17 protein-coding genes are annotated in these 23,496 nt (G+C 44.2%); 12 read left to right on the forward strand and 5 right to left on the reverse strand.

Annotated features, from left to right (window positions below):
- Positions 1-6: 6 nt before the first annotated feature.
- The 3 genes from K1Y79_RS18920 to K1Y79_RS18930 all read left to right on the forward strand — a co-directional run bounded on the left by K1Y79_RS18920 (position 7) and on the right by K1Y79_RS18930 (position 3,090).
- The gene (locus K1Y79_RS18920) at positions 7-813 is read left to right on the forward strand and encodes an endonuclease/exonuclease/phosphatase family protein (protein ID WP_220251722.1); all 807 of its coding nucleotides are present in this window, start codon (positions 7-9) and stop codon (positions 811-813) included.
- 89 nt (positions 814-902) lie between these two features.
- Positions 903-2,291, forward strand: coding sequence for a Gfo/Idh/MocA family protein (locus K1Y79_RS18925; protein ID WP_220251723.1), 1,389 nt, complete (start codon positions 903-905; stop codon positions 2,289-2,291).
- Positions 2,292-2,301: 10 nt separating this feature from the next.
- Complete coding sequence (locus K1Y79_RS18930) at positions 2,302-3,090, forward strand: 3-keto-disaccharide hydrolase (RefSeq protein WP_236059698.1); 789 nt, start codon at positions 2,302-2,304, stop codon at positions 3,088-3,090.
- Between the two features lie 77 nt (positions 3,091-3,167).
- On the opposite strand, the gene K1Y79_RS18935 is transcribed toward K1Y79_RS18930, so the two are convergent.
- A complete protein-coding gene (locus K1Y79_RS18935; RefSeq protein WP_220251724.1) occupies positions 3,168-3,773 on the reverse strand; it encodes a superoxide dismutase in 606 nt (201 codons plus the stop codon).
- Positions 3,774-4,165: 392 nt separating this feature from the next.
- On the opposite strand from K1Y79_RS18935, the gene K1Y79_RS18940 reads away from it, so the two are divergent.
- The 3 genes from K1Y79_RS18940 to K1Y79_RS18950 all read left to right on the forward strand — a co-directional run bounded on the left by K1Y79_RS18940 (position 4,166) and on the right by K1Y79_RS18950 (position 6,309).
- Complete coding sequence (locus K1Y79_RS18940) at positions 4,166-4,870, forward strand: LuxR C-terminal-related transcriptional regulator (RefSeq protein WP_220251725.1); 705 nt, start codon at positions 4,166-4,168, stop codon at positions 4,868-4,870.
- A 155-nt stretch (positions 4,871-5,025) separates the two neighbouring features.
- Positions 5,026-5,235 carry a hypothetical protein gene (locus K1Y79_RS18945; RefSeq protein WP_220251726.1) on the forward strand — a complete coding sequence of 70 codons (210 nt, stop codon included), beginning with the start codon at positions 5,026-5,028 and terminating at the stop codon, positions 5,233-5,235.
- A 147-nt stretch (positions 5,236-5,382) separates the two neighbouring features.
- The gene (locus K1Y79_RS18950) at positions 5,383-6,309 is read left to right on the forward strand and encodes an SPFH domain-containing protein (protein ID WP_220251727.1); all 927 of its coding nucleotides are present in this window, start codon (positions 5,383-5,385) and stop codon (positions 6,307-6,309) included.
- Positions 6,310-6,372: 63 nt separating this feature from the next.
- On the opposite strand, the gene K1Y79_RS18955 is transcribed toward K1Y79_RS18950, so the two are convergent.
- The 3 genes from K1Y79_RS18955 to K1Y79_RS18965 form a co-directional block, all read right to left on the reverse strand.
- Complete coding sequence (locus tag K1Y79_RS18955) at positions 6,373-6,813, reverse strand: nucleoside deaminase (RefSeq protein ID WP_220251728.1); 441 nt, start codon at positions 6,811-6,813, stop codon at positions 6,373-6,375.
- Positions 6,814-6,827: 14 nt separating this feature from the next.
- The gene (gene ligA, locus K1Y79_RS18960) at positions 6,828-8,957 is read right to left on the reverse strand and encodes an NAD-dependent DNA ligase LigA (RefSeq protein WP_220251729.1); all 2,130 of its coding nucleotides are present in this window, start codon (positions 8,955-8,957) and stop codon (positions 6,828-6,830) included.
- A gap of 1,332 nt (positions 8,958-10,289) precedes the next feature.
- Positions 10,290-13,616, reverse strand: a complete 3,327-nt coding sequence (locus tag K1Y79_RS18965; protein ID WP_220251730.1) for a methylmalonyl-CoA mutase family protein — start codon at positions 13,614-13,616, stop codon at positions 10,290-10,292.
- 176 nt (positions 13,617-13,792) lie between these two features.
- On the opposite strand from K1Y79_RS18965, the gene K1Y79_RS18970 reads away from it, so the two are divergent.
- The 6 genes from K1Y79_RS18970 (at position 13,793) to K1Y79_RS18995 (ending at position 22,874) form a co-directional block, all read left to right on the forward strand.
- Positions 13,793-15,226, forward strand: coding sequence for a glycoside hydrolase family 125 protein (locus K1Y79_RS18970; RefSeq protein WP_220251731.1), 1,434 nt, complete (start codon positions 13,793-13,795; stop codon positions 15,224-15,226).
- A 97-nt stretch (positions 15,227-15,323) separates the two neighbouring features.
- Positions 15,324-17,105, forward strand: coding sequence for a MutS-related protein (locus K1Y79_RS18975; RefSeq protein WP_220251732.1), 1,782 nt, complete (start codon positions 15,324-15,326; stop codon positions 17,103-17,105).
- Positions 17,106-17,155: 50 nt separating this feature from the next.
- The gene (locus K1Y79_RS18980; protein ID WP_220251733.1) at positions 17,156-18,238 is read left to right on the forward strand and encodes a PA0069 family radical SAM protein; all 1,083 of its coding nucleotides are present in this window, start codon (positions 17,156-17,158) and stop codon (positions 18,236-18,238) included.
- Positions 18,239-19,101: 863 nt separating this feature from the next.
- Entirely contained in the window at positions 19,102-19,689 is a 588-nt protein-coding gene (locus K1Y79_RS18985) for a DinB family protein (RefSeq protein ID WP_220251734.1), read from the forward strand.
- A 739-nt stretch (positions 19,690-20,428) separates the two neighbouring features.
- Positions 20,429-21,490, forward strand: a complete 1,062-nt coding sequence (locus K1Y79_RS18990; RefSeq protein ID WP_220251735.1) for an AAA family ATPase — start codon at positions 20,429-20,431, stop codon at positions 21,488-21,490.
- Positions 21,491-21,674: 184 nt separating this feature from the next.
- Complete coding sequence (locus tag K1Y79_RS18995) at positions 21,675-22,874, forward strand: sterol desaturase family protein (RefSeq protein ID WP_220251736.1); 1,200 nt, start codon at positions 21,675-21,677, stop codon at positions 22,872-22,874.
- Here the strand turns inward: K1Y79_RS18995 and K1Y79_RS19000 are convergent.
- Complete coding sequence (locus K1Y79_RS19000; RefSeq protein ID WP_220251737.1) at positions 22,871-23,359, reverse strand: RNA polymerase sigma factor; 489 nt, start codon at positions 23,357-23,359, stop codon at positions 22,871-22,873. The two genes, K1Y79_RS18995 and K1Y79_RS19000, sit on opposite strands and share 4 nt — an antisense overlap.
- Positions 23,360-23,496: the final 137 nt, after the last annotated feature.

The raw sequence follows: 23,496 nt of genomic DNA on the forward strand, positions 1-23,496 counted from the left end.
TGAAGTATGAAATTATGGATAGCATGCGCCACTATGCTGGCATTCGCAGGATGCATGGGAGGCAGAACACTTAAGGGGCAGCGTGTCAAAACGCCGGATACCCTGCGGATATTAAGTTATAATATTCATCACGCCAATCCTCCTTCCCGCCCGGAATATATAGATCTGGATGCCATTGCTCGAGTTATTAATGAGCAGCGGCCCGATTTTGTAGCCCTGCAGGAAGTTGATGTGCGTACAGGGCGTTCGGGTAAAGATGTTGATCAGGCGGCTGTATTGGCGCGCAAAACAGGAATGCACAGCTTTTTCGCAAAGGCAATTCCATATGATGGAGGAGAATATGGGGTGGCAGTGCTATCCCGGTATCCGGTAAAGGAAGGGAGGGCTTATGCGCTTCCTTCCGTACCAGGCGTAAAGGCCGAGCAGCGGGCATTATGTACGGTGGCAGTCACATTGCCTGACGGGCGTGAGGTGATGATGGCCAGTACCCATCTTGATGTTACTAGAAGCGATAGTAACCGGGTATTGCAGACAAGGGAAATCAGCCGCATTCTGGGGCAGGCAGGTATGCCGGTGATACTGGCAGGAGATATGAATGCGAAAGCAGGCAGCAGGGCGATAAGTATACTTGATAGCACTTTTACGCGTACCTGTACCGAGTGTCCTTTCACCATACCTGTAGATACGCCTAAAAGGGCTATTGATTTTATCATGTATGCGCCGGCATCAGTATTCCGGGTAATAGGTCACCAGGTAATTACAGAGCGTTACGCCTCTGATCATCTGCCCGTGCTGGCCACACTTGTATTTTAAGAGAAACGCAGGAAAATTATGATTTCCGGCTTTTTAATTATAAATTAAGCATCTCTTCACGTTATCTAAAAATTAAAATAAAGAACCGCATGCCTGACAATGCTAATAACAACTCTCGCAGAGGATTTATTACGAAAGTGGCAAAAGGAGTAGTAGGTGCTTCCATATTTCCCACTATCATCACCGCAGCTGATCGTAAACGTAACCTGGAATCACTCTCCCGTGTTAATGAAAAATATAGTGCTAATGATCAGATACAGGTTGCTCTGATTGGCGCAGGAGGTATGGGTACAGCAGATGCCAATACTGCCGTTACAGTACCAGGTGCAAAACTTGTGGCTGCCTGCGACCTGTATGACGGCCGGCTGGCAGATGCAAAAAAGAAGTGGGGAAATGATATTTATACTACCCGCGACTACAGAGAGATCCTTGAGCGTAAGGATATAGATGCTGTTATCATTGCAACACCCGACTTCTGGCACAAGGACATCTCCGTGGCTGCAATGAACAAAGGCAAATCTGTCTACTGCGAAAAGCCAATGGTACACGATATCTCTGAAGGACCTGCCGTAGTAGCAGCCCAGCAGAAGAACAATAAAGTGGTATACCAGGTAGGCAGCCAGGGTATGAGCTCCTTAGGTAATGAAAAAGCAAAACAGTTACTGAAAGATGGCGCTATCGGAAAACTCAATTATGCTGAAGGTTTCTGGGCACGTATGTCTCCTTTCGGAGCCTGGCAATATCCTATTCCTGCTGATGCCTCTCCGCAAACGGTAGATTGGGCCGCTTACCTGGCAAATGCACCTAAAAGAGACTTTGACCCACTACGCTTCTTCCGCTGGCGCAACTATAAAGATTACGGTACCGGTGTTTCCGGCGACCTTTTCGTACATCTTTTCTCCAGCCTGCATTTTGTAACAGGTTCTATCGGGCCGGATAAAATCATGGCTACCGGCGGACTCCGTTACTGGAAAGATGGTCGTGAGGTGCCAGATATTATGCTGGGAATGTTTGACTATCCTGAGACAGAGGCACATCCTGCATTCAACCTGTCACTGCGTGTTAACTTTGTTGATGGTACCGGTGGCACCAATTACCTGAGAATGGTAGGTAGTGAAGGCTCCATGACTGTTGAGTGGGATAAGGTAACGCTTTATAGAAACAAGAGTTACGCTGCTTCAGACGATCCTTTATTGCAAAGCAAGAAAGAAGCAGATCATGGTAAACAGTATGTATATGACCGCAAGGAAATGTTATCGCCAGATAAGCTGGAGTATGCAGCAGAAGAAGGTTACAAAGGCGCGCACTTCGACCACTTCTACAACCTGTTCAACGCAATGCGTACCGGTGGTAAGGTAAGTGAAGATGCCCTGTTTGGTTACCGTGCAGCTGCACCGGCATTATTGTGTAACGATAGCTATTTTAATAACCGCATTATTCAATGGGATCCGAAAGCCCTGAAATTGATAAACAAATAAACTAATGATCATGATGAAGAAATTATTTGTTCCTGCATTGTCAGTAATGGCCATCGGCGTAATAGCATGTGGCGGTAATTCCAATTCCACCACCCAGGACAGTACAACTGTAACTGCAGATACCTCCTCTGCGGGAGCGCTGGTAACAGATGGCGCAGATAATCTTCTTTCTGATAGCGAGAAGTCAGAAGGCTGGGTATTACTTTTCAATGGTCAGAATCTGGATGGCTGGCATATTTATAAGGGCAAACAATCCAATAGCTGGGTAGCCGAAAATGGTACGCTACACTGCCTGGGAAGTGAGAAAGATAAAAGTGATAAACGTGCCGACCTGACATCTGACAGCACATATGAGAATTTTGAGTTCATTACCGATTGGAAAATAGCTCCACAAGGTAATAGTGGTATTATATACCTGGCGTCAGAAAAATATGATGCAGCTTACCTGAGTGGCCCTGAGTACCAGTTGATCGATGATGAGAACTTCCCTGAAAAACTGGAAGGCTGGCAGAAGACAGGCGCTAACTATGCCATGGATGCTCCGTTGGTAGCTGCAGCAAAACCGGTAGGTGAGTGGAATCATACCCGCATTGTAGTGGATAAAGGACACGTAGAGCACTGGCTGAATGGTCAGAAAACCGCTGATTATCAGATCGGATCACCTGAGTGGACGAAAGCAAAGACGGAAGGTAAATGGAAAGATGCAAAAGGATATGGGGAAACAAAGAAAGGCCATATCGACCTGCAGGATCATGGTAGTGAAGTATGGTTTAAAAACATGAAGATCAAACAGCTCTAAGCGGATCTATGTTCACAGGTATAAATAAAAAGAGGGTGTATAACGCACCCTCTTTTTTATTGAAACGCTGTTAGTAATTACTTGGCAGCTTCGTAGTTTTTAGCAACTTCGCTCCAGTTAACCACGCTCCAGAAAGCTTTCAGATATTCCGGACGACGGTTCTGATATTTCAGGTAGTAAGCATGTTCCCAAACGTCGATACCCAGGATTGGTGTACCTTTTACTTCAGCAACATCCATCAGTGGGTTGTCCTGGTTAGGAGTGGAAGTGATTTCCAGTTTACCGTCTTTAACGATCAGCCATGCCCAACCTGAACCAAAACGGGTAGCGCCTGCGTTAGCAAACTTTTCCTGAAATTCTGCAAAAGAACCAAAGGTACTTTTGATAGCGTCAGCCAGTGCGCCTGTAGGTTCGCCACCTGCGTTAGGACCAATCACTTTCCAGAAGAAACTGTGGTTCCAGTGACCACCACCGTTGTTTCTTACAGCAGGGCTGATCTTACCGGCGCTAGCAACCAGTTCTTCCAGGGATTTATTTTCATTTTCAGTACCGGCAATCGCTTTATTCAGGTTGTCTACATATGCCTGATGGTGCTTACCGTGGTGAATTTCCATTGTCAGTTTATCAATATTTGGCTCCAGTGCATCGTGTGCGTACGGTAAGCTCGGAAGTGTAAATGCCATAACTTATGTTTTTATTGCGTTAATGAATATGTGTCTCTAAAAAGAGTTTTCAAATTTACTGCCTAATATCATAAATATCAAACACAGAAGCGGCCGGTAACTGACTGGTTAGCCTCGCAGCATCCGGCTGCGCATGTGCCTGTTTCGCAGTGTGTGCCCTGCTGAGCGCGTATATGGGTGGTTTCGCCCAATTCGCATACCAATTGTATTGGATATATGCTTTTTTATTTTATATTTACATTAAGCGTTGTAACAAATTTCGTGTTACCTTCCTGTTCGTTTAAACGTGAAAGTTACAATACTATACAATCCTGCGCTAACCGCGGGGTAAGGAGTTTTTACGCCATTCCTGACGAGTTGGTTTCAGCTATTGTTTGTATAAAACTTAATGTATGTTGACAGATTCGGACATGGGCCAGCACTATTCCCTCAACGCCCTACAGAAAGAAAATGAGCTGCTGAAGGCGCGTATTAAGTCACTGGAAAGTCTTTTGAACCACGTCCCCGCCATGTTATATACGCATCAGAACAATACAAAGACAATCAACTGGTGCAACCGCTATATGGAAGATGTAACGGGTTATACAATGGCCGAAATGAATGGTCTGGGATTGGAATTTTTTAAGAAGATCATGCACCCGGATGACTTTGAACTGGCTGTCATAGCCCAACAGTCATTCAAAGAAAACAAAAACATATTCGGGGGAGTTTTAAGATTTCGTAAACGGGGCGCTGATAACTGGCGCTGGCTGACAGGTATTGCCATTCCCTATTCCAGGGATGATGCAGGCGCTGTTCAGGAAGTGATCTGTGCCTTTGTGGATATGACCCTGGCAATGGATACCAATGACCAGCTCACAGAAGCGATGCTGGATGTAATGCGTCGTAAAAATGAAGACCTGATCAATAAACTTACTCCACGGGAAAAAGACATCCTGAAGCTATCAGTCAAAGGGCTGAATAATAAAGAAATTGCTGCTGAACTCAATCTAAGCAGGTATACTGTGGAAACTCATCGTAAAAATATCAGGATCAAGCTGAAAGTTAGAAATACAACTGAATTAATCGCTTTAGCGAGAAAGGTTGGTTATCAGTAATTTATATTTTTCAGCGTATTCAGCAACAACAGGTAAGTTGGTAAAAATACCCAAGCTTGGGTATAGGATGCCTGCGTGAAGTCCACTAATTTAGTGGCATTAAGAAAAACAAAATTTACTAAACGTTAGAAAGACATTCTGAAACCCCTATTGCTATGATTACAGATGAGAGTGCGTTAAGTATTCTGCAACTTGACCGTTCCGCTTCAGCAGAGGATATAATTGCGAGATACGAAACGTTGAAATTTCAATATAAAAAAATCAAAGATGAGACAGGCGATCTCAAAACACGTCTGGCTTATCAGTTAAAGCAAATCGAACTTGATGATGTATATATTTATTTCAGAAGGAAACAAGTAATATAACCCAAACGAATTTAACATTCATTCGTTGTGTTTTTAACTCGGCTTTCGTCCGTTGTTTGTTTCTTTATATAATCTTAACGGTCTCAGACAAAGCTATTTCCATATTGTCGTCTTTTATCATACATTTATACTCATAAACTCCAGATTATGGGTACTGTATACATCATAGCAGGCGGCATCCTACTGCTCGTCATTTTCACCAGTTTCGTAACCGTACAGCAAGGTACGATAGGTGTCACCACAATTTTCGGTAAGTATAACCGGATCTTATTCCCTGGCCTGAACTTTAAAATCCCCCTCATTGAAAAGGTATTTAAACGCATTTCCATCCAGAACCGTTCTGTAGAGCTGGAATTTCAGGCTATCACGGTTGACCAGGCCAACGTTTACTTTAAAGCCATGCTGCTTTATTCCGTATGGAATCAGGACGAAGAGACCATCAAAAATGTCGCCTTCAAGTTCCTGGACGAGCGTAGCTTTATGCAGGCGCTGGTTCGTACCATCGAAGGCTCCATCCGTGGCTTCGTAGCCACCAAACGTCAGTCAGAAGTACTTGGCCTGCGCCGCGATATTACTGAGCACGTTAAAGAGCAGATTGACCAGACGTTGGAGGCCTGGGGGTATCACCTGCAGGATCTTCAGATGAATGACATCACTTTCGATGATGCGATTATGAAATCCATGGCGCAGGTTGTAGCGTCCAATAACCTGAAAGCAGCTGCTGAAAATGAAGGTCAGGCGTTATTGATTACCAAAACCAAAGCTGCTGAAGCAGATGGTAATGCCATTAAGATTGCCGCGGAAGCAGAGCGTCAGGCAGCACAATTACGTGGTATGGGCGTGGCCCTGTTCCGTGAAGAGGTAGCTAAAGGTATGACCATGGCTGCTAAGGAAATGCAACAGGCTAATCTCGATACTTCTGTAATATTGTTCTCTATGTGGACAGAAGCGATCAAGCACTTTGCAGAAAACAGTAAAGGAAACGTTCTCTTCCTGGATGGCTCTTCAGAAGGGATGGAGCATACCATGCAGCAGATGATGGCGATGAATAAACTGATGGAAAAGAAAAACTAAAACAATTATCATCATTGATAAACAAAAGCGGCGTTGTCCTTTAAAGGCAACGCCGCTTTTGCTTTATTTTCTTCTCTGCTCGAAAAAGGTCTTTACCAGCTGAAGACTCTCTTCTTCACAAGGACCTTGCTCTACTTTCGTCTTAGGATGAAAAGGAGAAGCGTCGCCCGCTACTCTGCGGTAACTGTTTTTATCATCTTTTGCCGCATAGACGATCCGGCCTATTTTGCTCCAGTAAAGCGCGCCTGCACACATCAGGCAAGGCTCCAGTGTAACGTATAGCGTTGCCTCCATCAGGTATTTGCTGCCCAGGTAGTTAAACGCTGCCGTTAATGCCAGCATTTCAGCATGTGCAGTGCAGTCATTTAGTTTCTCTACCTGATTACTGCCTTTACCTATTATCTTATCGCTAAGTACTACTACTGCCCCAACTGGTACTTCACCGTCGTCAAATGCTTTACGCGCTTCTCTCAGCGCCTGCTGCATATAATATTTATCATCCATGCTGCTCTTATGCTTTATTCTTCAGCAACCGGTGTTGCCGAGGCTATCATTTTCAGGAAATCATCCTCACTCAGAATGCGGATAGTATTAATCTTCTTAGCTTTTTCGAGTTTGCTGCCCGCATCATCTCCTACAATAAGGAAATTCAGTTTGCTGCTCACTCCACTCAGTATCTTGCCACCTTGCTGCTCTACCATAGCTTCTGCATCGTTGCGTTTCAGCTTGTTCAAAGTACCGGTGAACAGGAAAGTCTGGCCTTCCAGGTTTCCGCCTGAAGGATGATCCGCTTTGGTACTTTTCAGGTTCAGCCCTAATGATTCCAGTTCCTGCAGCATATGGATATTATCATCCAGACGGAAGAACTGACTGATGCTGCCTGCCACTTTAGGACCGATATCTTCCAGTGCAAGCAATTGTTCGGCAGTCCAATCTTTGAAATCCAGGAGGTGATGTACTGCATTGGCCAGCGTTTTTGCAGTTGTCTCGCCTACATAACGGATGCCCAGACCAAAGATGAGTCTATGTAAAGGTTGTGTTTTAGACTGCTCTATAGCGGTTTGCAGGTTGGTCAGCGACTTTTTACCGAAACCTCCTTCCTGTTCCAGCCTACTGAAATCTATTCTGTAGATTCCAGGGATGTCTTTCATCAGTCCGAGATCGTAAAACTTACGGACGTTGCTTTCTCCCAGACTACGGATGTCCATGGCATCTTTACTTACAAAGTGTATCATCCTTTCCAGTACTTGTGCCCGACAACTCAGATTGGTGCATCGCCATACACTTTCGCCTTCAGGTTTGAACAGCTTCTCATTACACACCGGGCACTCTGTCGGGAATTTAATATCTTCTTCAGTGCCATCGCGCATATCTGCGAGTGATTTCACTATATAAGGTATCACATCGCCCGCTCTTTCGACGAGTACGGTATCTCCTCTTTTCAGATCTTTTTCTTTGATTACATCTTCATTAAACAGGGAGATGGAGCCTACAGTCACACCACCAATAGGTACAGGGTCTATTTTCGCTACCGGAGTAATAGAGCCGGTACGGCCTACCTGAAACTCCACATTACGTAGTTTACTGGTAGCCTGCCTGGCTTTGAACTTATAGGCCATTGCCCAGCGAGGGTGATGGGTGGTCATGCCCAGTCTGTCCTGCAACGCATAGTCATTAACTTTGATCACCATACCGTCGATCTCGTAAGGAAGATTATCTCTTTCCTTTTCAAATTCGAGTACATAATCAATAACAGCCTGTATGCCTTTAACCACTTTCATTTCCTTTGCAGGAGACCGGAAGCCGAGGCTGGCCAGTAGCTGGAGTGTATTGCTGTGTGTTCTGATTTCGCCGGGTTCTGTCTTTCCATCTTCCATCACGTGATAGCTCATGTGGTAGAGGAACGCTTCCAGGCCGCGTTTGGCTACTTCCCGCGGATCTACCATACGTAAGGAGCCAGAGGCAGCATTGCGTGGGTTAGCCAGCGGAGGCAGATTGTCAGCTGCGCGCTGATCATTGTATGCTTTGAAAGTATTCTTATTAATAAGTACTTCCCCTCTGATTTCTATGGATTGAATACCGTGGGCAGCAAAGTTAGCACTCAATGGAATAGAGCGTATCTGGCGGATGTTCTGCGTGATATCCTCTCCGGATACACCATCTCCACGAGTGGCACCACGGGTAAACTTATCATTTTCATATATCAGAGATATACTTGCCCCGTCAAACTTTGGTTCAATACAATACTCAATTTCTGCGAGTTTGCTTAGTTCGCGGGCTTTACGATCCCAATCATACAGGTCGTCTGCATTATAAGAGTTTTCCAGACTCAGCATCGGCACCAGGTGCTGTACTGTCGGAAAGTTTTTGGTAATGCCCAGTGCGACCCGCTGTGTAGGGGAGTCGGCACTAATTTTGTCTGGATTGGCAGTTTCCAGTTCTTTCAACCAGGCAAACAACTGATCGTATTCGTAATCGCTTAGTACAGGATCGCTTTGCACATAATAACGCCAGTCATTATAAATAATAACACGGCGAAGGTTTTCCAGGGTCTCATCGAGCTCCTGGATACTTTCTTTTTGCTGCAATTTCCGTAACAGGTCCTTTGCTAATTGAAGCAAAGTGATTTCTATTTCTTTCGTATACATATAAAAATGCTATCAGGACGTAAAATACAAATAGTTTGAAAGTATTGGCCGAAATCATTGAAATTCGCTACTGTGGCTAGTTTGTGTATAATTTCGTACTTTTTACACTTATTATTTTTTAAAAAAAGATGTTAAAAATGTTTTTTATTAACAAAAATTTAATTAAGATTGTGTAACGAAACGAAAGTATCTGAAAGGCCAAAATTTAAGTCTGAATTTCTAAGGTAGCAATTGCCAATTTGAAAACCCGCTAACTAGAAATTCAAAAGAACGAAGAAATGTAGATTTTCAACATATTGCTTTTATATTTTTCCATGTTACGTTAAAACGAAGCTTTTATAATATTCCATGTTGCTTTTATAAATTTCCATGTTAATGCTTTTATGATTCTACGTTAATGCTTTTATGTAATTCCATGTTAGAATATTAGCTTTTATAAGTTCCACGTTTTATAGATTCCACGTAAAATATTATCTAATTCCACGTCAATGAAATCTCTCGATGTGTTTTTGATTCGGTGAGATTTTCTTCCCCTGCATAAATTTTTTATGCAGGGGCATTTTGTTTTAAGGGGTTCCTGAATGCTACTGTAGAATCCGCTGCTCACTTAAGAAACATATCGTAACATTCTTTTCACATATAGATACTTCGTATATGACGCCTCCAATGTTGCTCTTGGCAGGTCAGCATTTTATTTCTTGTAAAACTATGATCGGATATTGTACGGGAAGTGGGAATCTCTTCACGATGAAGTTATGGTGCAGGTCATTTAATATAATATCGGTTGAAAGCTTGTTGCATGAAATCCATGCACATATTATCGACCTGTTTCGGGGAGATCCAGCCTGATTGTTTGATTTTGCCTGTTTACACTTTTCAATGAATGTAAACCTGTTTCAGGACGATTCTATCTTCATCATCTTACGTTCATCCTACGTTCATAAACGTAAGATGAACGTAAGATGATTGAGATAGGATTAGCTATGAAAATCGCGATGCCGGCAAGTAAAATGCCGCCAGAACTACCATTCAGCAGTATGCCTGCGCCGGCGCCGCGTTTGATAAATGTATTTTTGTTAAATGATTGTTTATCAATTATTTATGGAGTTTTGTCTGAGGTAAAAATCAGTAGTTTCCGCATAGATTTCCACCGGTTTTTTACATAGCTTTGTACTGTTGTACTTAACAAAATACATCAGTATTATTGTAAAAATCCGCGTTTGTTAACGCGTCCTTATACATAACTATTCCGTGATTGCCTGGTAGAGTAACCCACTTTGAAAGACAACACGAAATAGCAACGGGTGCAATGCCAGGTACCGGAAAATCGGCTTACATATTCCTCCTGTATTGTCCTCCTACTTCATACAGCGCATGCGTGATCTGTCCGAGTGAACAGTGTTTGACCGTTTCCATCAGCGCTTCAAAGAGATTACCGTTATTGATGGCTACCTGCTGCAATTGCTGTAACGCCGCTGAACTACGTTGTTCATGTCGTGTATGAAAGGCAGCAAGGGTGTTGATCTGAAACTCTTTTTCTTCTGCAGTGGAACGGATCACTTCCTGCGGAATAACAGTAGGGGATCCTTTTTTATTCAGGAAGGTATTCACGCCAACAATAGGATAATCGCCGGTATGCTTCAGTGATTCATAATACAGACTTTCTTCCTGTATCTTATTACGCTGATACATCCTTTCCATGGCACCTAATACGCCACCTCTTTCAGTAAGTCGCTGGAACTCTGCCATGACAGCTTCCTCTACCAGGTCAGTCAGTTCTTCAATAAAGAAGGAGCCTTGTGTAGGATTTTCGTTTTTGGAAGTACCAAGTTCCCGGTTGATGATCAGCTGGATAGCCATCGCCCGGCGTACACTATCTTCTGTAGGCGTTGTAATTGCCTCGTCATAAGCATTTGTGTGCAGGGAGTTACAGTTGTCGTAAATGGCATACAGTGCCTGAAGCGTAGTACGGATGTCATTGAAGTCAATCTCCTGTGCATGCAGGCTACGTCCGGAAGTTTGAATATGATATTTCAGTTTCTGGGAACGGTCATTGCCTTTGTATTTATACTTAATGGCTTTGGCCCATATACGACGGGCTACTCTTCCGATCACTGCATATTCCGGATCCATGCCGTTGCTGAAGAAGAAGGACAGGTTGGGTGCAAAATCATCTATGTGCATACCCCTGCTCAGGTAGTATTCAACATAGGTAAATCCGTTGGCGAGCGTGAAGGCCAGTTGCGTTATAGGATTGGCACCTGCTTCTGCAATATGATAGCCGGAAATGCTGACAGAGTAGAAGTTGCGCACTTTTTTACTGATAAAGTACTCCTGTACATCGCCCATTAATTTAAGGGCAAATTCGGTAGAGAAAATGCAGGTATTCTGTGCCTGGTCTTCTTTAAGAATATCAGCTTGTACGGTGCCTCTTGCAGTAGATAGTGCATGTGCTTTAATTTTTTCGTAAACGTCTTTTTCCAGCACTTCATCACCGGAAATACCCAGCAGCTGCAGGCCGAGCCCATTGTTGCCCGCTGGTAGTTCTCCGTTGTAATGAGGTAATGGATTATCACTGAATTTCTGTTGGATGATGGCAGTTACTTTATCCGTCAGCCCGTTCTCTGCGATATACTTTTCACATTGCTGATCGATGGCTGCATTCATGAAGAAAGCCAGTAGTATTGGTGCCGGACCATTAATGGTCATAGATACCGATGTTTTCGGATCACAAAGATCAAAGCCGCTGTATAGCTTTTTGGCGTCATCGACGGTAGCGATGCTTACCCCGGAATTACCTACTTTTCCGTAGATGTCCGGGCGATGCGCTGGATCTTCTCCATACAGCGTCACACTGTCAAATGCAGTACTGAGACGTTTGGCTGGCTGGTCGATGGATACATAGTGAAAGCGTTTGTTGGTACGTTCCGGTCCGCCTTCGCCGGCAAACATGCGGGTCGGGTCTTCGCCTTCACGTTTCAGCGGAAATACGCCGGCTGCATAAGGAAATTCACCGGGTACATTCTCGGTGAGTTGCCAGCGCAGGATGTCTCCCCAGTCGTTGTATCTCGGCAAACTGATTTTAGGTATGGAAGACTGGGAAAGGCTTTCACTGTAAAGCGGCAGTTTGATGACTTTGTCACGAACCTGGTATTCATAAAAGGCAGCTGTATATTGCTTTTTCAGATCAGCCCATTTATCGAGTAACTGGCGGCATTCCGGATGTAATTGTGTACGAAGGTGGTCGGCAATGTCTTTGAGCATGTTTTGCTGACTTTCATCCAGCAGCTTTGCTGTGCCATCAAGCTGGTACAGACGGGATGCAGTACTACATTGTTCGTCCACCCATTTCCCATAGTCCCGGATGCTTTCATTGATTTCTGCAAGATAGCGTACGCGGGAAGGAGGGATAATCTGTGACTTAGTGGTAGTAGCGTCTGTGGTTTCATGCGTTACATTGCCAAAGCGTACCCCGGTTTTCTCATCAATGACTGCCAGTAGCTTTTCAAATAGCTGGTTGATGCCATGATCATTGAACTGGGAGGCGATGGTACCGATTACAGGGACCTGGTCGTCTGTGGCAGTCCAGAGATGATGGTTGCGTTTGTATTGCTTCCGTACATCGTGCAAGGCGTCAAGTGCACCAGCTTTATCAAACTTGTTGATGGCGATAACATCCGCATAGTCTAGCATATTAATCTTTTCAAGCTGGGAAGCGGCACCATATTCCGGCGTCATTACATAAAGGGCTACATCACAGTGTTCGGTAATAGCCGTGTCGCTTTGTCCGATACCGGAGGTCTCAAGTATGATAAGGTCAAAACCGGCAGTTTTGCAGATGTCGAGCGCTTCCTGTACGTGGGCGCTGACAGCTTTATCACTTTCCCGGGTAGCCAGGGAGCGCATATAGGCCCGCGGGTGGTGGATGGCATTCATACGGATGCGATCACCGAGTAGGGCACCGCCGGTCTTTTTCTTGGACGGATCTACAGAGACGACGGCAATGGTTTTTTCCTCAAAGTTGTGTAGAAAGCGGCGGACCAGTTCATCGGTTACACTGCTCTTGCCTGCTCCGCCGGTGCCGGTAATACCCAGAACAATGCCTGCACCTATTGTTTTGGAAGGGAGGGGCTGCTTCAGGGCGTCGTTTTCTGCAATGGTAATAGCCTGGGCAATCAGTTTGTCATTGCGGGAGGGTAACTCCTGCAAATGGCCGTTCAGTCCCTGGGTAGTGGCAAAGTCACACTGCCGGATCACGTCTTCGATCATCCCTTCGAGGCCCATTTGCCGGCCATCGTCGGGGGAATAGAGGCGGGTGATGCCATAGCTGTGTAATTCTTCGATTTCGGTGGGAAGGATGGTACCACCTCCTCCGCCAAATATTTTGATATGGCCGCATCCTTTCTCGCGGAGCAGGTCATACATGTATTTAAAAAACTCGATGTGTCCGCCCTGATAAGAGGTAATGGCAATACCTTGAGCGTCTTCCTGGATAGCGCAGTCCACAATTTCTGCGGCAGAGCGGTTATGTCCCAGGTGGATCACTTCCGCCCCTTTTGCCTGCATAATACGCCGCATGATGTTAATAGCTGCGTCATGGCCGTCAAAAAGGGAAGCTGCCGTTACAATTCGGATCTTGTTTGATAGATTATCAGTCATATTGTTCTGGTGTTTGAACGTGGTTACGGCAACGTGGAGCCGGTAAAGTTTGTAATTTACGAAAATCGTAACTGTGGAATATTGCCGTATTTTTTTATTTTCACCCCATTATTCACGTTTATGAGTTGCAGGTCGTAGAAACAGAATGCAATCGTAATAGAAAATCTATACTAGAAATGGTGGCAAGAAGAGATTTTATCAGGAACAGCAGTTTGCTGGCCGGCGCAGTAGCGCTGGGTTTTCCAAAAGCGGTATTCAGTAATCCGGTAGGTTATGTATCTCAGCGTCCTCCGCTGGCACAACGTAAATTTACCAGTCAGGCGGTAGAAAAAGCGATCACTGCAATCAAAAAAGAGATCGCAGATCCTAAACTGGCCTGGATGTTTGAGAACTGTTTCCCAAACACCCTGGACACTACCGTACAGTTTAAGACAGAAAATGGTCGTCCGGACACCTTCGTACTGACCGGTGATATCCATGCTATGTGGCTGCGTGACTCTACCGCACAGGTATGGCCTTATCTGTCCCTGATAAAAGAAGACGATAAACTGAAACAACTGATTGCAGGTGTCGTGAACAGGCAGACAAAATGCGTATTGATCGATCCGTATGCAAATGCCTTTAACGAAGGACCAACCGGAAGCGAATGGGAGTCCGATCTGACAGAGATGAAACCTGAACTGCACGAGCGCAAATGGGAAATCGATTCTCTTTGTTACACCGTGCGTCTGGCATATAACTACTGGAAGGTGAGCGGCGATACAAGTGTGCTGGATGATACGTATAAAAAAGCGGCAAAGCTGATCGTAAAAACCTTCAAAGAGCAGCAGCGTAAAGAAGGTAAAGGCCCATACAAGTTCCAGCGTAAAACTCCGATCCAGTCAGATACTGCGCCAAATGGCGGTTACGGTGCACCAATGCAACCTGTAGGTCTGATCGTTTCATTGTTCCGTCCTTCAGATGATGCGACTGTGTTTCCATTCCTGATCCCGTCTAACATGTTTGCAGTAGTATCCCTGCATCAGTTGAGCGAGATCAGTACAGCAGTATTCAAGGATGCAGCTTTCGCAAAAGAGTGTACAGAACTGGCAGAGGAAGTAGACAGAGCCATCAAGGCTTATGCTATTGTGGAGCATCCGCAGCTGGGTAACATGTATCCATTGGAAGTAGACGGTTATGGAAACCGCCTGTTCCTGGACGATACCAACGTACCAAGCCTGTTGTCTATCCCTTACCTGGGTTATACTACAGCAGATGATCCATTGTATCAGAACTCCCGCCACTTTGTATGGAGCACATTCCATTGCTGGTTCTACAAAGGCAAGTATGGTGATGGCGTAGGTAGTCCGCACACTGGTCCTGACTATATCTGGCCAATGAGTATCATTATGAAAGCGCTGACCAGCAGCAATCCGGAAGAGATTGCAGAATGTCTGAAAACGCTGCGTAATACAGATGGAGAAACCGGCTTTATTCATGAGTCTTACCATAAGGATGATCCGACCAAGTATACCCGTAAGTGGTTTGCCTGGGCTAACACACTGTTTGGTGAGCTGGTAATGAAAGTAAGCCAGGAATATCCTCAGCTGCTGAAGAGACAGTACGCTTAATTATTATCTGATAAAACGTCTTTCAATATATGCATCCTTCGTAGTGATACGAAGGATGTGTATTTTTGGGACTATTCATAACTAATCCGGACAACTAATGTCTCCACTGGCTTTATACGAACAAAAGATCTACGATTATAAAAAAGAGATAGCAGGCATTCAGCGTCGTCTGAGTGTACTGGGCTGGATAAGGCTGGCTTTCTTTGCCGCTGCACTGTACTTTGTTTATAAATTTCTCAGTACAAGTTTTGATACAGGGTGGTTACCGGGTATCGGACTTACACTGGCGGGATTCATAGCAATGCTGATCAGCTATATGGTGCAACAGGATAAGTTGGCGCTGCTGAAAGCCCTGCTGGAGCTAAATGAAAAGGAGTGGCAACTGGGGGCAACAGGCCAATCCGGATTTGACGATGGGCAACAGTTTGCAGATGAGCAGCATCCTTTTACCGGAGACCTTGATGTATTCGGGCATGCTTCCCTGTACGCACATATTAACCGTACTGGTACACTGATGGGCGCGAAGGCATTGTCTGATGCGCTGAAGGCCCCGTTACAGCAGGAGCAGTTAATCCATCAGTATCAGGATGTGATCAGGGAACTGACGCCTAAGTTTAAGTTCAGACAGCACTTTGCAGCACATGCTGCCCTGACAGCAGAGCAGCCTGAGGATGTTGCAGAGTTACATAAATGGTTGTCGCTCCCTGTTGAATTTGTGAATAACCGTTTCATCCAGGTGGCGAGATGGTTAGCGCCGGCATTATTGATTGGCGGCATCGTGTATTATTTTATAACAGATCAGTACTCGCTGGTATCCTTATTCTTTTGTCTGAACCTGTTAATACTGGGAATGAATCTGAAGAAAGTGAGCAAGCAGCACCAGCTGATCTCTAACAAAGAAAAAACATTTAAGAAATTTGCCTTCCTACTTCGCCTGATCAGTGAAGAAAGTATGGAGCAGGCTGCGTTACTGAAGGAAGAACAGCAGAAAGCGACGATGGCCAACGCGGCTCTGCACCAGCTGGCAAGAATCTGCAATGCTATGGACCAGCGTATGAATCAGCTGGTAGGAGTGGTATTGAATACGTTGGTACTCTACGACCTGCATTGTGTAGTTGCTCTTGAAAAATGGAAGTTAGCGAATAAGGATAAGGTGAATGAGTGGCTCGATATAATAGCGCGGATGGAAGTATGGAATAGCATGGCCACATTTGCCTATAATCATCCGGAGTATATTTACCCGGTGGTAACTGACGATAAATCCAGGCTGGTAGCCACAGGAGTCGGTCATCCGTTAATTCCTGCCGACGAATGCATTCGTAATGGTATCAGTATTGGTGATCCGCAGCAGTTCCTGATCATAACCGGCTCTAATATGAGTGGCAAGAGTACGTTCCTGCGTAGTGTAGGTAGTAACCTGCTATTAAGTTTATGCGGAATGCCGGTATGTGCGGAGCGTTTCAGTTGCAGCCCTATGCAGATCATGACATCCATGCGTATTAAGGACTCTATTGCGAAGCATACTTCCTATTTTCAGGCAGAGCTGCTACGGTTGCAGCAGATAGTGGAGGTATTAAAAGGAGGTAGCAGGGTGTTTATTTTGCTGGATGAGATACTGAAAGGAACGAACTCAGAGGATAAGTTGTCGGGTTCACGCCGGTTGATTGAGCACTTTTTACAGTATAACTGCCTGGGAATGATTGCGACGCATGACCTGGAGCTGGGGCATCTGGAGGATACCTATCCTCAGCGGATACGGAATTATTGTTTTGAGAGTACCATTAAGGATGATCAGCTGTTTTTTGATTATAGGATAAGAGAGGGTGTGGCGCGGAATAAGAATGCTACTTTCCTTATGCAGAAGATGGAAATAATATGATTTGGCAAATAGCTAATTAATTTAGTAATTTTACTAAAAATGTTAGCTGTATGACCTTGCCATTTCAGGAGGGGATACCTGAAAATCCCTACTATAAAGGACGTGGAGCCCAATTGAATCCGAAGAACAGATTTCTCAGGAATGAGTATGTTCAGGAGCATTCGGAGGGTATTGACGAGTGGTGGCAGGCCGATGTGCCTACACAGATCCTGGAAGAGCATGCAAAAACGCTGGTGAACAAGGTAGACAGCCCGGATGTAGGGATGTGGTATTCTATGAATCCATACCAGGGGTGTGAGCATGGCTGTATATATTGTTATGCGCGCAATGCTCATCAGTTCTGGGGGATGAGTGCAGGGTTGGACTTTGAGCGTAAGATTGTAGTTAAGCGCAATGCGCCTGAGTTATTAAAGAAGTTTCTTGATAATAAGAGCTGGGTACCCAAACCTATTTCACTTTCAGGTAATACGGACTGTTATCAGCCGTTGGAGCGGAAGATGTTCCTGACCCGCCAGTTGCTGGCAATAGCGCTGGAGTACAAACAACCGGTTGGCATTATCACCAAAAATTCATTGGTTTTGAGGGATAAGTACATCCTTCAGCAGTTGGCGAAACAAGACCTGGTATGCGTATACGTTTCTATTACAACGATGCAGGAAGATCTGAGGCAGAAGATGGAGCCGCGTACCACCACCGCAGCGCAGCGATTGAAGATTGTGAAGGAGTTGAGCGAACTGGGTATTCCGGTAGGAGTGATGACAGCGCCTATGATACCTGGGTTAAATGATCATGAAATGCCTGCATTGCTGGAGGCAGCTGCAGAAAATGGTGCAAAGTTTGCAGGGTATACGGTCGTTCGCCTGAACGATGCAGTGAAAGTCATATTTAATGACTGGTTATACAAGAACTTTCCGGATAGGGCAGATAAGGTTTGGCATCAGATAGAGGGGCTGCATGGAGGTAATGTAAGTGATAGTGACTTTGGCAGGAGAATGAGGGGAGAGGGCAATATAGCTGACATTATCAGGCAACAGTTTAAGGTACATACAAAGCGCCTGGGTATTAACCAGGAGCGTTTTGAGTTCAATACGTCTTTATTTGAACGTCCGCAGGTGCAGTTAAAACTGTTTTAGGGGGAGCGGGTATATGGGGGATGGTGAGCAGGCGGTGATGTGTGAGTACCGAAGGACGTTCAGGCAGAGAGAAGTAAGTGTATTTGCAGGGCTTTGTGTGTAGGTTACAGTTCTTTCAGGATAGGATAGCGGATCTTTTGTTGGATTATTGGAAGACACGAACGGTAAATTAGTGCGTAATAAGTGCTGTAAGGGGCATCTGAAAGATATCGAAACAGGCAAATGCCAGTGCTTTGGTGGTCCAGGTTTGACGTTTGAGTAGTAATGGGGTAACAGGCATTGAGCGCATACAAACTATAATTCATTGATATGCATAGTGATTTGAGATATACTTGCCTGTTAATAAAAAATTGATGCGGGTATAGAAAAAGTTTATTAAGAAAAATGCGGAAATAAAAGAAATAAAAAATATCTTTGTGCAAGCAATAAATGAAATGAAACGCAATCTTAAATATACTATTTCGGCGATGTCCTGTAAGCAAAAGCAGGTCATAAGTGGTTTGCGGGTATGTTGCACCAATTGTTAACAAAGATAGTTATCAAATGATATAACAAAGGTCCCGCAGGAATTGCGGGACCTTTTGCTTTAGAAGAATCTAAACAATGATTGAGCAAGACAACTGTGAGATAACTGTGATGTATACGTATCGCTTGGTAAAGCCGGCGATCATAGTACGAAAGGAAGGCTTCTCCTTAAGGAGGCTTAATGGGCATCGTATGTAGCCAACATAAACTTATGTATATGCTACCCGGCCCATTCGATGGAGCCGGGTTTTTTATTTTTATTTTATAAATACTGTTATGTGCCATAGCCGTACAGAAAGTGGAGCTGGTTCAGGTACATAACCCCAAATTGACAGATCATGAGAAACGTAATTCAATCAGTAAGAGAGGCATTGCTTACCAACTTCAGGGAGTTAGATACCTGGTTCGAAAAAGATTTCGACCTGTTACACTTTAAACCGGATACAGACCAATGGAATATCCGGGAAGTGCTGGAGCACATTAGCCTGACCAACTATTTCCTGTTACTTATTATTAATAAGAGCACACGTAGAGCACTTGACCGTAAAGCTGCCGCTAATTCAATTATTATTCCGGCAGACTACATGGACAAGTTTGACAAGATTGATGTGATAGGCAGCCGTGCGTTCCAGTGGGTGAGGAATGAGCACCTGGAACCAAGTGGTTTGCAGGATATGAGAGATATCAGAACACTACTGAAACAACAGTTTGCGCAGTGCATGTATAATCTGAGCTTGTTGAAAAACGGCGAAGGAATGCTGGTGCTTACTAATATGTCTGTCAATCATCTGGGTAAACTGGATATCTATCAGTATATCTATTTCCTGACTAAACATATCGAGCGTCATATTGGCCAGATGAAACGTCTGGAAAGGGAGTATGCAGGCGTAGTAGAAGAGGATGCAGAAGATATGGTGCTGATCTGAAATGAATTAGGAATTAGTACGGCGGTATTAAAGATTACGCATCCGGCTACAATCTAAGTCAGGATGGAAGTAATTGGCTATAATGTTCCCTGATTCCTGATTAATTTCTCGTTTCTCTTAAGAAAAAATGTGCAAAAAAATTGTTAAACTCCAAATAATCTCTATATCTTTGCACTATCATTAACGAATAAACTATTTAAAACATGCTCAATAAACAATATCAAATGAACACAGCGCCAGCATCCTTCGCGGAGGGTCGTGGCAACGGGTTCCGGGCATGTTATAGTTTTATATGAGGAAGATTAATTCGTATATATAACAAGCCCCGGGACAAGCACCCGGGGCTTTTTTTTTCAGCAAAACTGAATGAAAGGCAAACGGATAAAAAGATATAAAAGCCAGGGCCATTCAATTGAATGGAGCATAGTACTGATGTTGTCAGGACTAAACAGACCAGGTATGCGGTAATGTAGTATATACGTTAGCGTTATATGACCCGGTTTGCTGTATGCTGACCGGGTTTTTTTATGAGATTTTGGATTGAGTAGGTACAATTAGTTAACGTAAAGCGGGGTAATCCTGCCCCGCTTAAATATGAAAAAAGAGATGTTCAATCAAGATATTTTGTTTCATCTTAATTTGCATTAACCCCCCAATTGTTGTCATTACCGGACGCTTAGCGCGTTCCGGTACATGATAACCGACTAAACATGTACATTTGCACACTTATTTGAACAGCATGGAGAATATTTTACAGCAGCGGGTGATTGGAGGAGATAATATTTTCGGGAACGGATTGCTGGAAAGCAGACCTTTCTACCTGTATTATTTTAATGCATTGCCTAATGTTAGCTTTGTTTATACTATAAATGGAGAAAAAGCACTGGCCGCTTTTAGAAAGGCCTACGAAAAGCAGATAGTAAAGATATACAGCAGGGAAGAGATCGGGGATAAAGACACGGAATATAAACACGATCTGGCCCTGGTTGTATTGGATAATGAGTGTGTCATCGAATTTGGTGATGATTACTGCGAAATTCTGCACAACGGCAAGTCAGATACTTTTGTAAAAGAAGTCACTGCCGTGGTACGTAAATACCGGACCCGCGAGAAGCGCAAGAAGTTTGAGATCAACCTGATTACCTCTGGTGAACGCGGACTAACCTTGAAGGCAATGGAGTTCAAGAAAACCAAGCTTGATTTATCCCTTTACTATGAGGATGATTTCGTAGCAATAGATCAGATGATCTATAAGCGTCTGAATACCAACGATGATAAGGGTATCGTGCTGCTGCACGGTGTGCCGGGTACCGGGAAGACCACTTACCTGCGTTACCTGATAGGCAGGCTTAAAAAGCGAGTGCTCTTTTTGTCGCCCTCAGTCGCAGCCAACCTGATGCAACCTGACTTTATTGATCTGCTGATTGACAATCCGAATACTATTCTGGTTGTTGAAGATGCAGAAAATATTATCATGGACAGGAAGACTACTGGTAACTCGTCAGTATCAAATCTGTTAAACCTCTCTGACGGTCTGCTTGCAGACTGTATGAACGTACAGGTGATCTGCACATTTAATAGTGACCTTTCCCAGATAGACAGTGCGCTGTTGCGTAAAGGAAGGTTAATTGCCAAATACGAGTTTGGTAAACTGTCTGTACCGAAGGCACAGAAACTTTCCGGAAAGCAAGGCTTTGAAACAGTGATTAATCAGCCTATGACTATCGCGGAGGTAATGAATCAACATGAGCCTTCCTTTGAGAAGAAAGAGATTCCAATAGGTTTCCGCGCCAGACTCTAAATACCTGATACCAATTGCAGATGTGTGCTTAGGTGCACGTTTGTAATTGGTTCTTTATTGTCTATAAAAATGATAGACTAATGTGATGAAAATACTGTAATATTGTTTTGATTTAGCTCCGTTGGCCACCAAACAATAGAGGAAACCCGTAATTCGAAACTTTATTTGCGTGCATTTAAATCACATGGCGTGGGCAGTCCCGCTATTTCTGGCACTGATGGGAATTGAATACCTGGTGGCCAGGAAGACAGGGAAGAACTATTTCGGCTTCAGCAGTTCTGTAAGTAATATTAACGTTGGTATTGCAGAACGGCTACTGGATACCTTCACAGTAGGTATTTTCTATTTTATTTACGACTATCTGCATTCACATTTCGGCGTATTTAATATCCGTTCGAGCGTACTGCTATGGGTAACACTCCTTATTATTACAGATTTCATCTGGTACTGGTACCACCGGTTAGCTCATGAAGTGAACGTCTTATGGGCGGCGCACGTTGTGCATCATCAGAGTGAGGACTTTAATTATACAGTATCTGCACGCATTACAGTATTCCAGGCATTCTTCAGAATGTGTTTCTGGTCTGTACTACCAATAATGGGATTCCCGCCGGCAATGATTATTAGTGTACAGCTTGTACATGGCATCTACCCGTTTTTTATACATACCCGCACGATAGGGAAACTGGGTATACTGGAATATATACTGGTTACTCCGTCTCATCATCGGGTACACCACGCCTCCAATGAAAAGTACCTTGACAAAAACTATGGTGATGTCTTTATTATATGGGATAAATTGTTTGGCACCTTTGTCGCCGAAGACGAAGAACCTGAGTACGGACTGACAAAGCCGCTGGACAGTCATAGCTTCTTGTGGCAGCATTTTCATTTTATCCTGGAAATAATCTATACCCTGAAGCAGACTAAAGGCTTCAAGGCACGCTGGAACGTAATATTCGGACGCCCCGATCATATTGATCCGGATATTCGTCCTAAGCTGGAAGAGCGTTACCTGTTTCGTACTACGGCGGAAGCCGCTTCAAATAAACTGCAGCAGTATGTTGTTTGGCAGGTAGGTATTATCCTGTCAGTATTATTCTTCTTTTTGCTGTTTGAGCACTATATCCCGGTGTTTGTACAGGCATGCATTTCCCTGGTCATATTTCTGACCCTTATTAATAGCGGCGCTATCCTGGAACAACGGCGCTGGGTGTTCTTCCTGGAGTATGCCCGTTTACTGGTAACCTTTTCAGGCCTTTTCTACATGTGGCCTCATCCGGTATTGTTACTGGTATTTGCTATTGTACAATTGCCGTTTTTCCTATATAGATCAACCCTGGAGAGGCGATATCTCAGATTGGTGTATGGTACAAGAGGCTAGTGGCGTGGCATACTTGTATACAATAACTTACGGGCCAGGTGAATGCGACTTTTGATAGTACCCATTGGTTCATGCAGTATCTCAGCTATTTCATGATATTTGAAACCATCGCAATACAGCAATAGCGGTTTCTTGAACGATACAGGGAGCTTGTAAAGGGTTCCCTTTATCTCTTTTGTGCATAACATGTTTTCGGCATTTACTTCAGCAAGTGTGTTATTAGTGATGTTGGGTGTGATTTCGCAGGCAGTTGAAAACTTTGCAGCTCTACGGTATTCGTTAATGAACAGGTTGCGCATAATGGTATAAAGCCACGCCCGGATATTGCTACCTTCTACATACTTGTCTTTATTCTTCAGTGCCTTATACAGTGTCTCCTGGTATAAGTCTTTGGCTGCTTCGGCATCTTTCGTTAACGACATGGCAACAGGCATTAGAAAATCTGCGTTTTCCAGTAAATGAGCTTGGAATGTTGAGAAACTCATGAAATTGGGGGTATGTGGTTTGGGATTGATGTACAGTTGTGCTGACGGCAGGACCGGCATATGAAAGATACAAACGTATAAATAGCAGAAGATGGATTGACTTGATCGAAATAATTATCACCCTGATATCTAATCTG

Origin of the sequence: Chitinophaga rhizophila, from assembly GCF_019492185.1 — a bacterium.
GTDB classification, from domain to species: Bacteria; Bacteroidota; Bacteroidia; order Chitinophagales; family Chitinophagaceae; genus Chitinophaga; species Chitinophaga rhizophila.

What these genes read in the sequence shown, in the direction of transcription:
- K1Y79_RS18920 (WP_220251722.1), top strand. Translation starts at nt 7, where the DNA reads ATGAAATTATGGATAGCATGCGCCACTATGCTGGCATTCGCAGGATGC.
- K1Y79_RS18925 (WP_220251723.1), top strand. Translation starts at nt 903, where the DNA reads ATGCCTGACAATGCTAATAACAACTCTCGCAGAGGATTTATTACGAAA.
- K1Y79_RS18930 (WP_236059698.1), top strand. Translation starts at nt 2,302, where the DNA reads ATGATGAAGAAATTATTTGTTCCTGCATTGTCAGTAATGGCCATCGGC.
- K1Y79_RS18935 (WP_220251724.1), bottom strand. Translation starts at nt 3,773, where the DNA reads ATGGCATTTACACTTCCGAGCTTACCGTACGCACACGATGCACTGGAG.
- K1Y79_RS18940 (WP_220251725.1), top strand. Translation starts at nt 4,166, where the DNA reads ATGTTGACAGATTCGGACATGGGCCAGCACTATTCCCTCAACGCCCTA.
- K1Y79_RS18945 (WP_220251726.1), top strand. Translation starts at nt 5,026, where the DNA reads ATGATTACAGATGAGAGTGCGTTAAGTATTCTGCAACTTGACCGTTCC.
- K1Y79_RS18950 (WP_220251727.1), top strand. Translation starts at nt 5,383, where the DNA reads ATGGGTACTGTATACATCATAGCAGGCGGCATCCTACTGCTCGTCATT.
- K1Y79_RS18955 (WP_220251728.1), bottom strand. Translation starts at nt 6,813, where the DNA reads ATGGATGATAAATATTATATGCAGCAGGCGCTGAGAGAAGCGCGTAAA.
- ligA (WP_220251729.1), bottom strand. Translation starts at nt 8,957, where the DNA reads ATGTATACGAAAGAAATAGAAATCACTTTGCTTCAATTAGCAAAGGAC.
- K1Y79_RS18965 (WP_220251730.1), bottom strand. Translation starts at nt 13,616, where the DNA reads ATGACTGATAATCTATCAAACAAGATCCGAATTGTAACGGCAGCTTCC.
- K1Y79_RS18970 (WP_220251731.1), top strand. Translation starts at nt 13,793, where the DNA reads ATGGTGGCAAGAAGAGATTTTATCAGGAACAGCAGTTTGCTGGCCGGC.
- K1Y79_RS18975 (WP_220251732.1), top strand. Translation starts at nt 15,324, where the DNA reads ATGTCTCCACTGGCTTTATACGAACAAAAGATCTACGATTATAAAAAA.
- K1Y79_RS18980 (WP_220251733.1), top strand. Translation starts at nt 17,156, where the DNA reads ATGACCTTGCCATTTCAGGAGGGGATACCTGAAAATCCCTACTATAAA.
- K1Y79_RS18985 (WP_220251734.1), top strand. Translation starts at nt 19,102, where the DNA reads ATGAGAAACGTAATTCAATCAGTAAGAGAGGCATTGCTTACCAACTTC.
- K1Y79_RS18990 (WP_220251735.1), top strand. Translation starts at nt 20,429, where the DNA reads ATGGAGAATATTTTACAGCAGCGGGTGATTGGAGGAGATAATATTTTC.
- K1Y79_RS18995 (WP_220251736.1), top strand. Translation starts at nt 21,675, where the DNA reads ATGGCGTGGGCAGTCCCGCTATTTCTGGCACTGATGGGAATTGAATAC.
- K1Y79_RS19000 (WP_220251737.1), bottom strand. Translation starts at nt 23,359, where the DNA reads ATGAGTTTCTCAACATTCCAAGCTCATTTACTGGAAAACGCAGATTTT.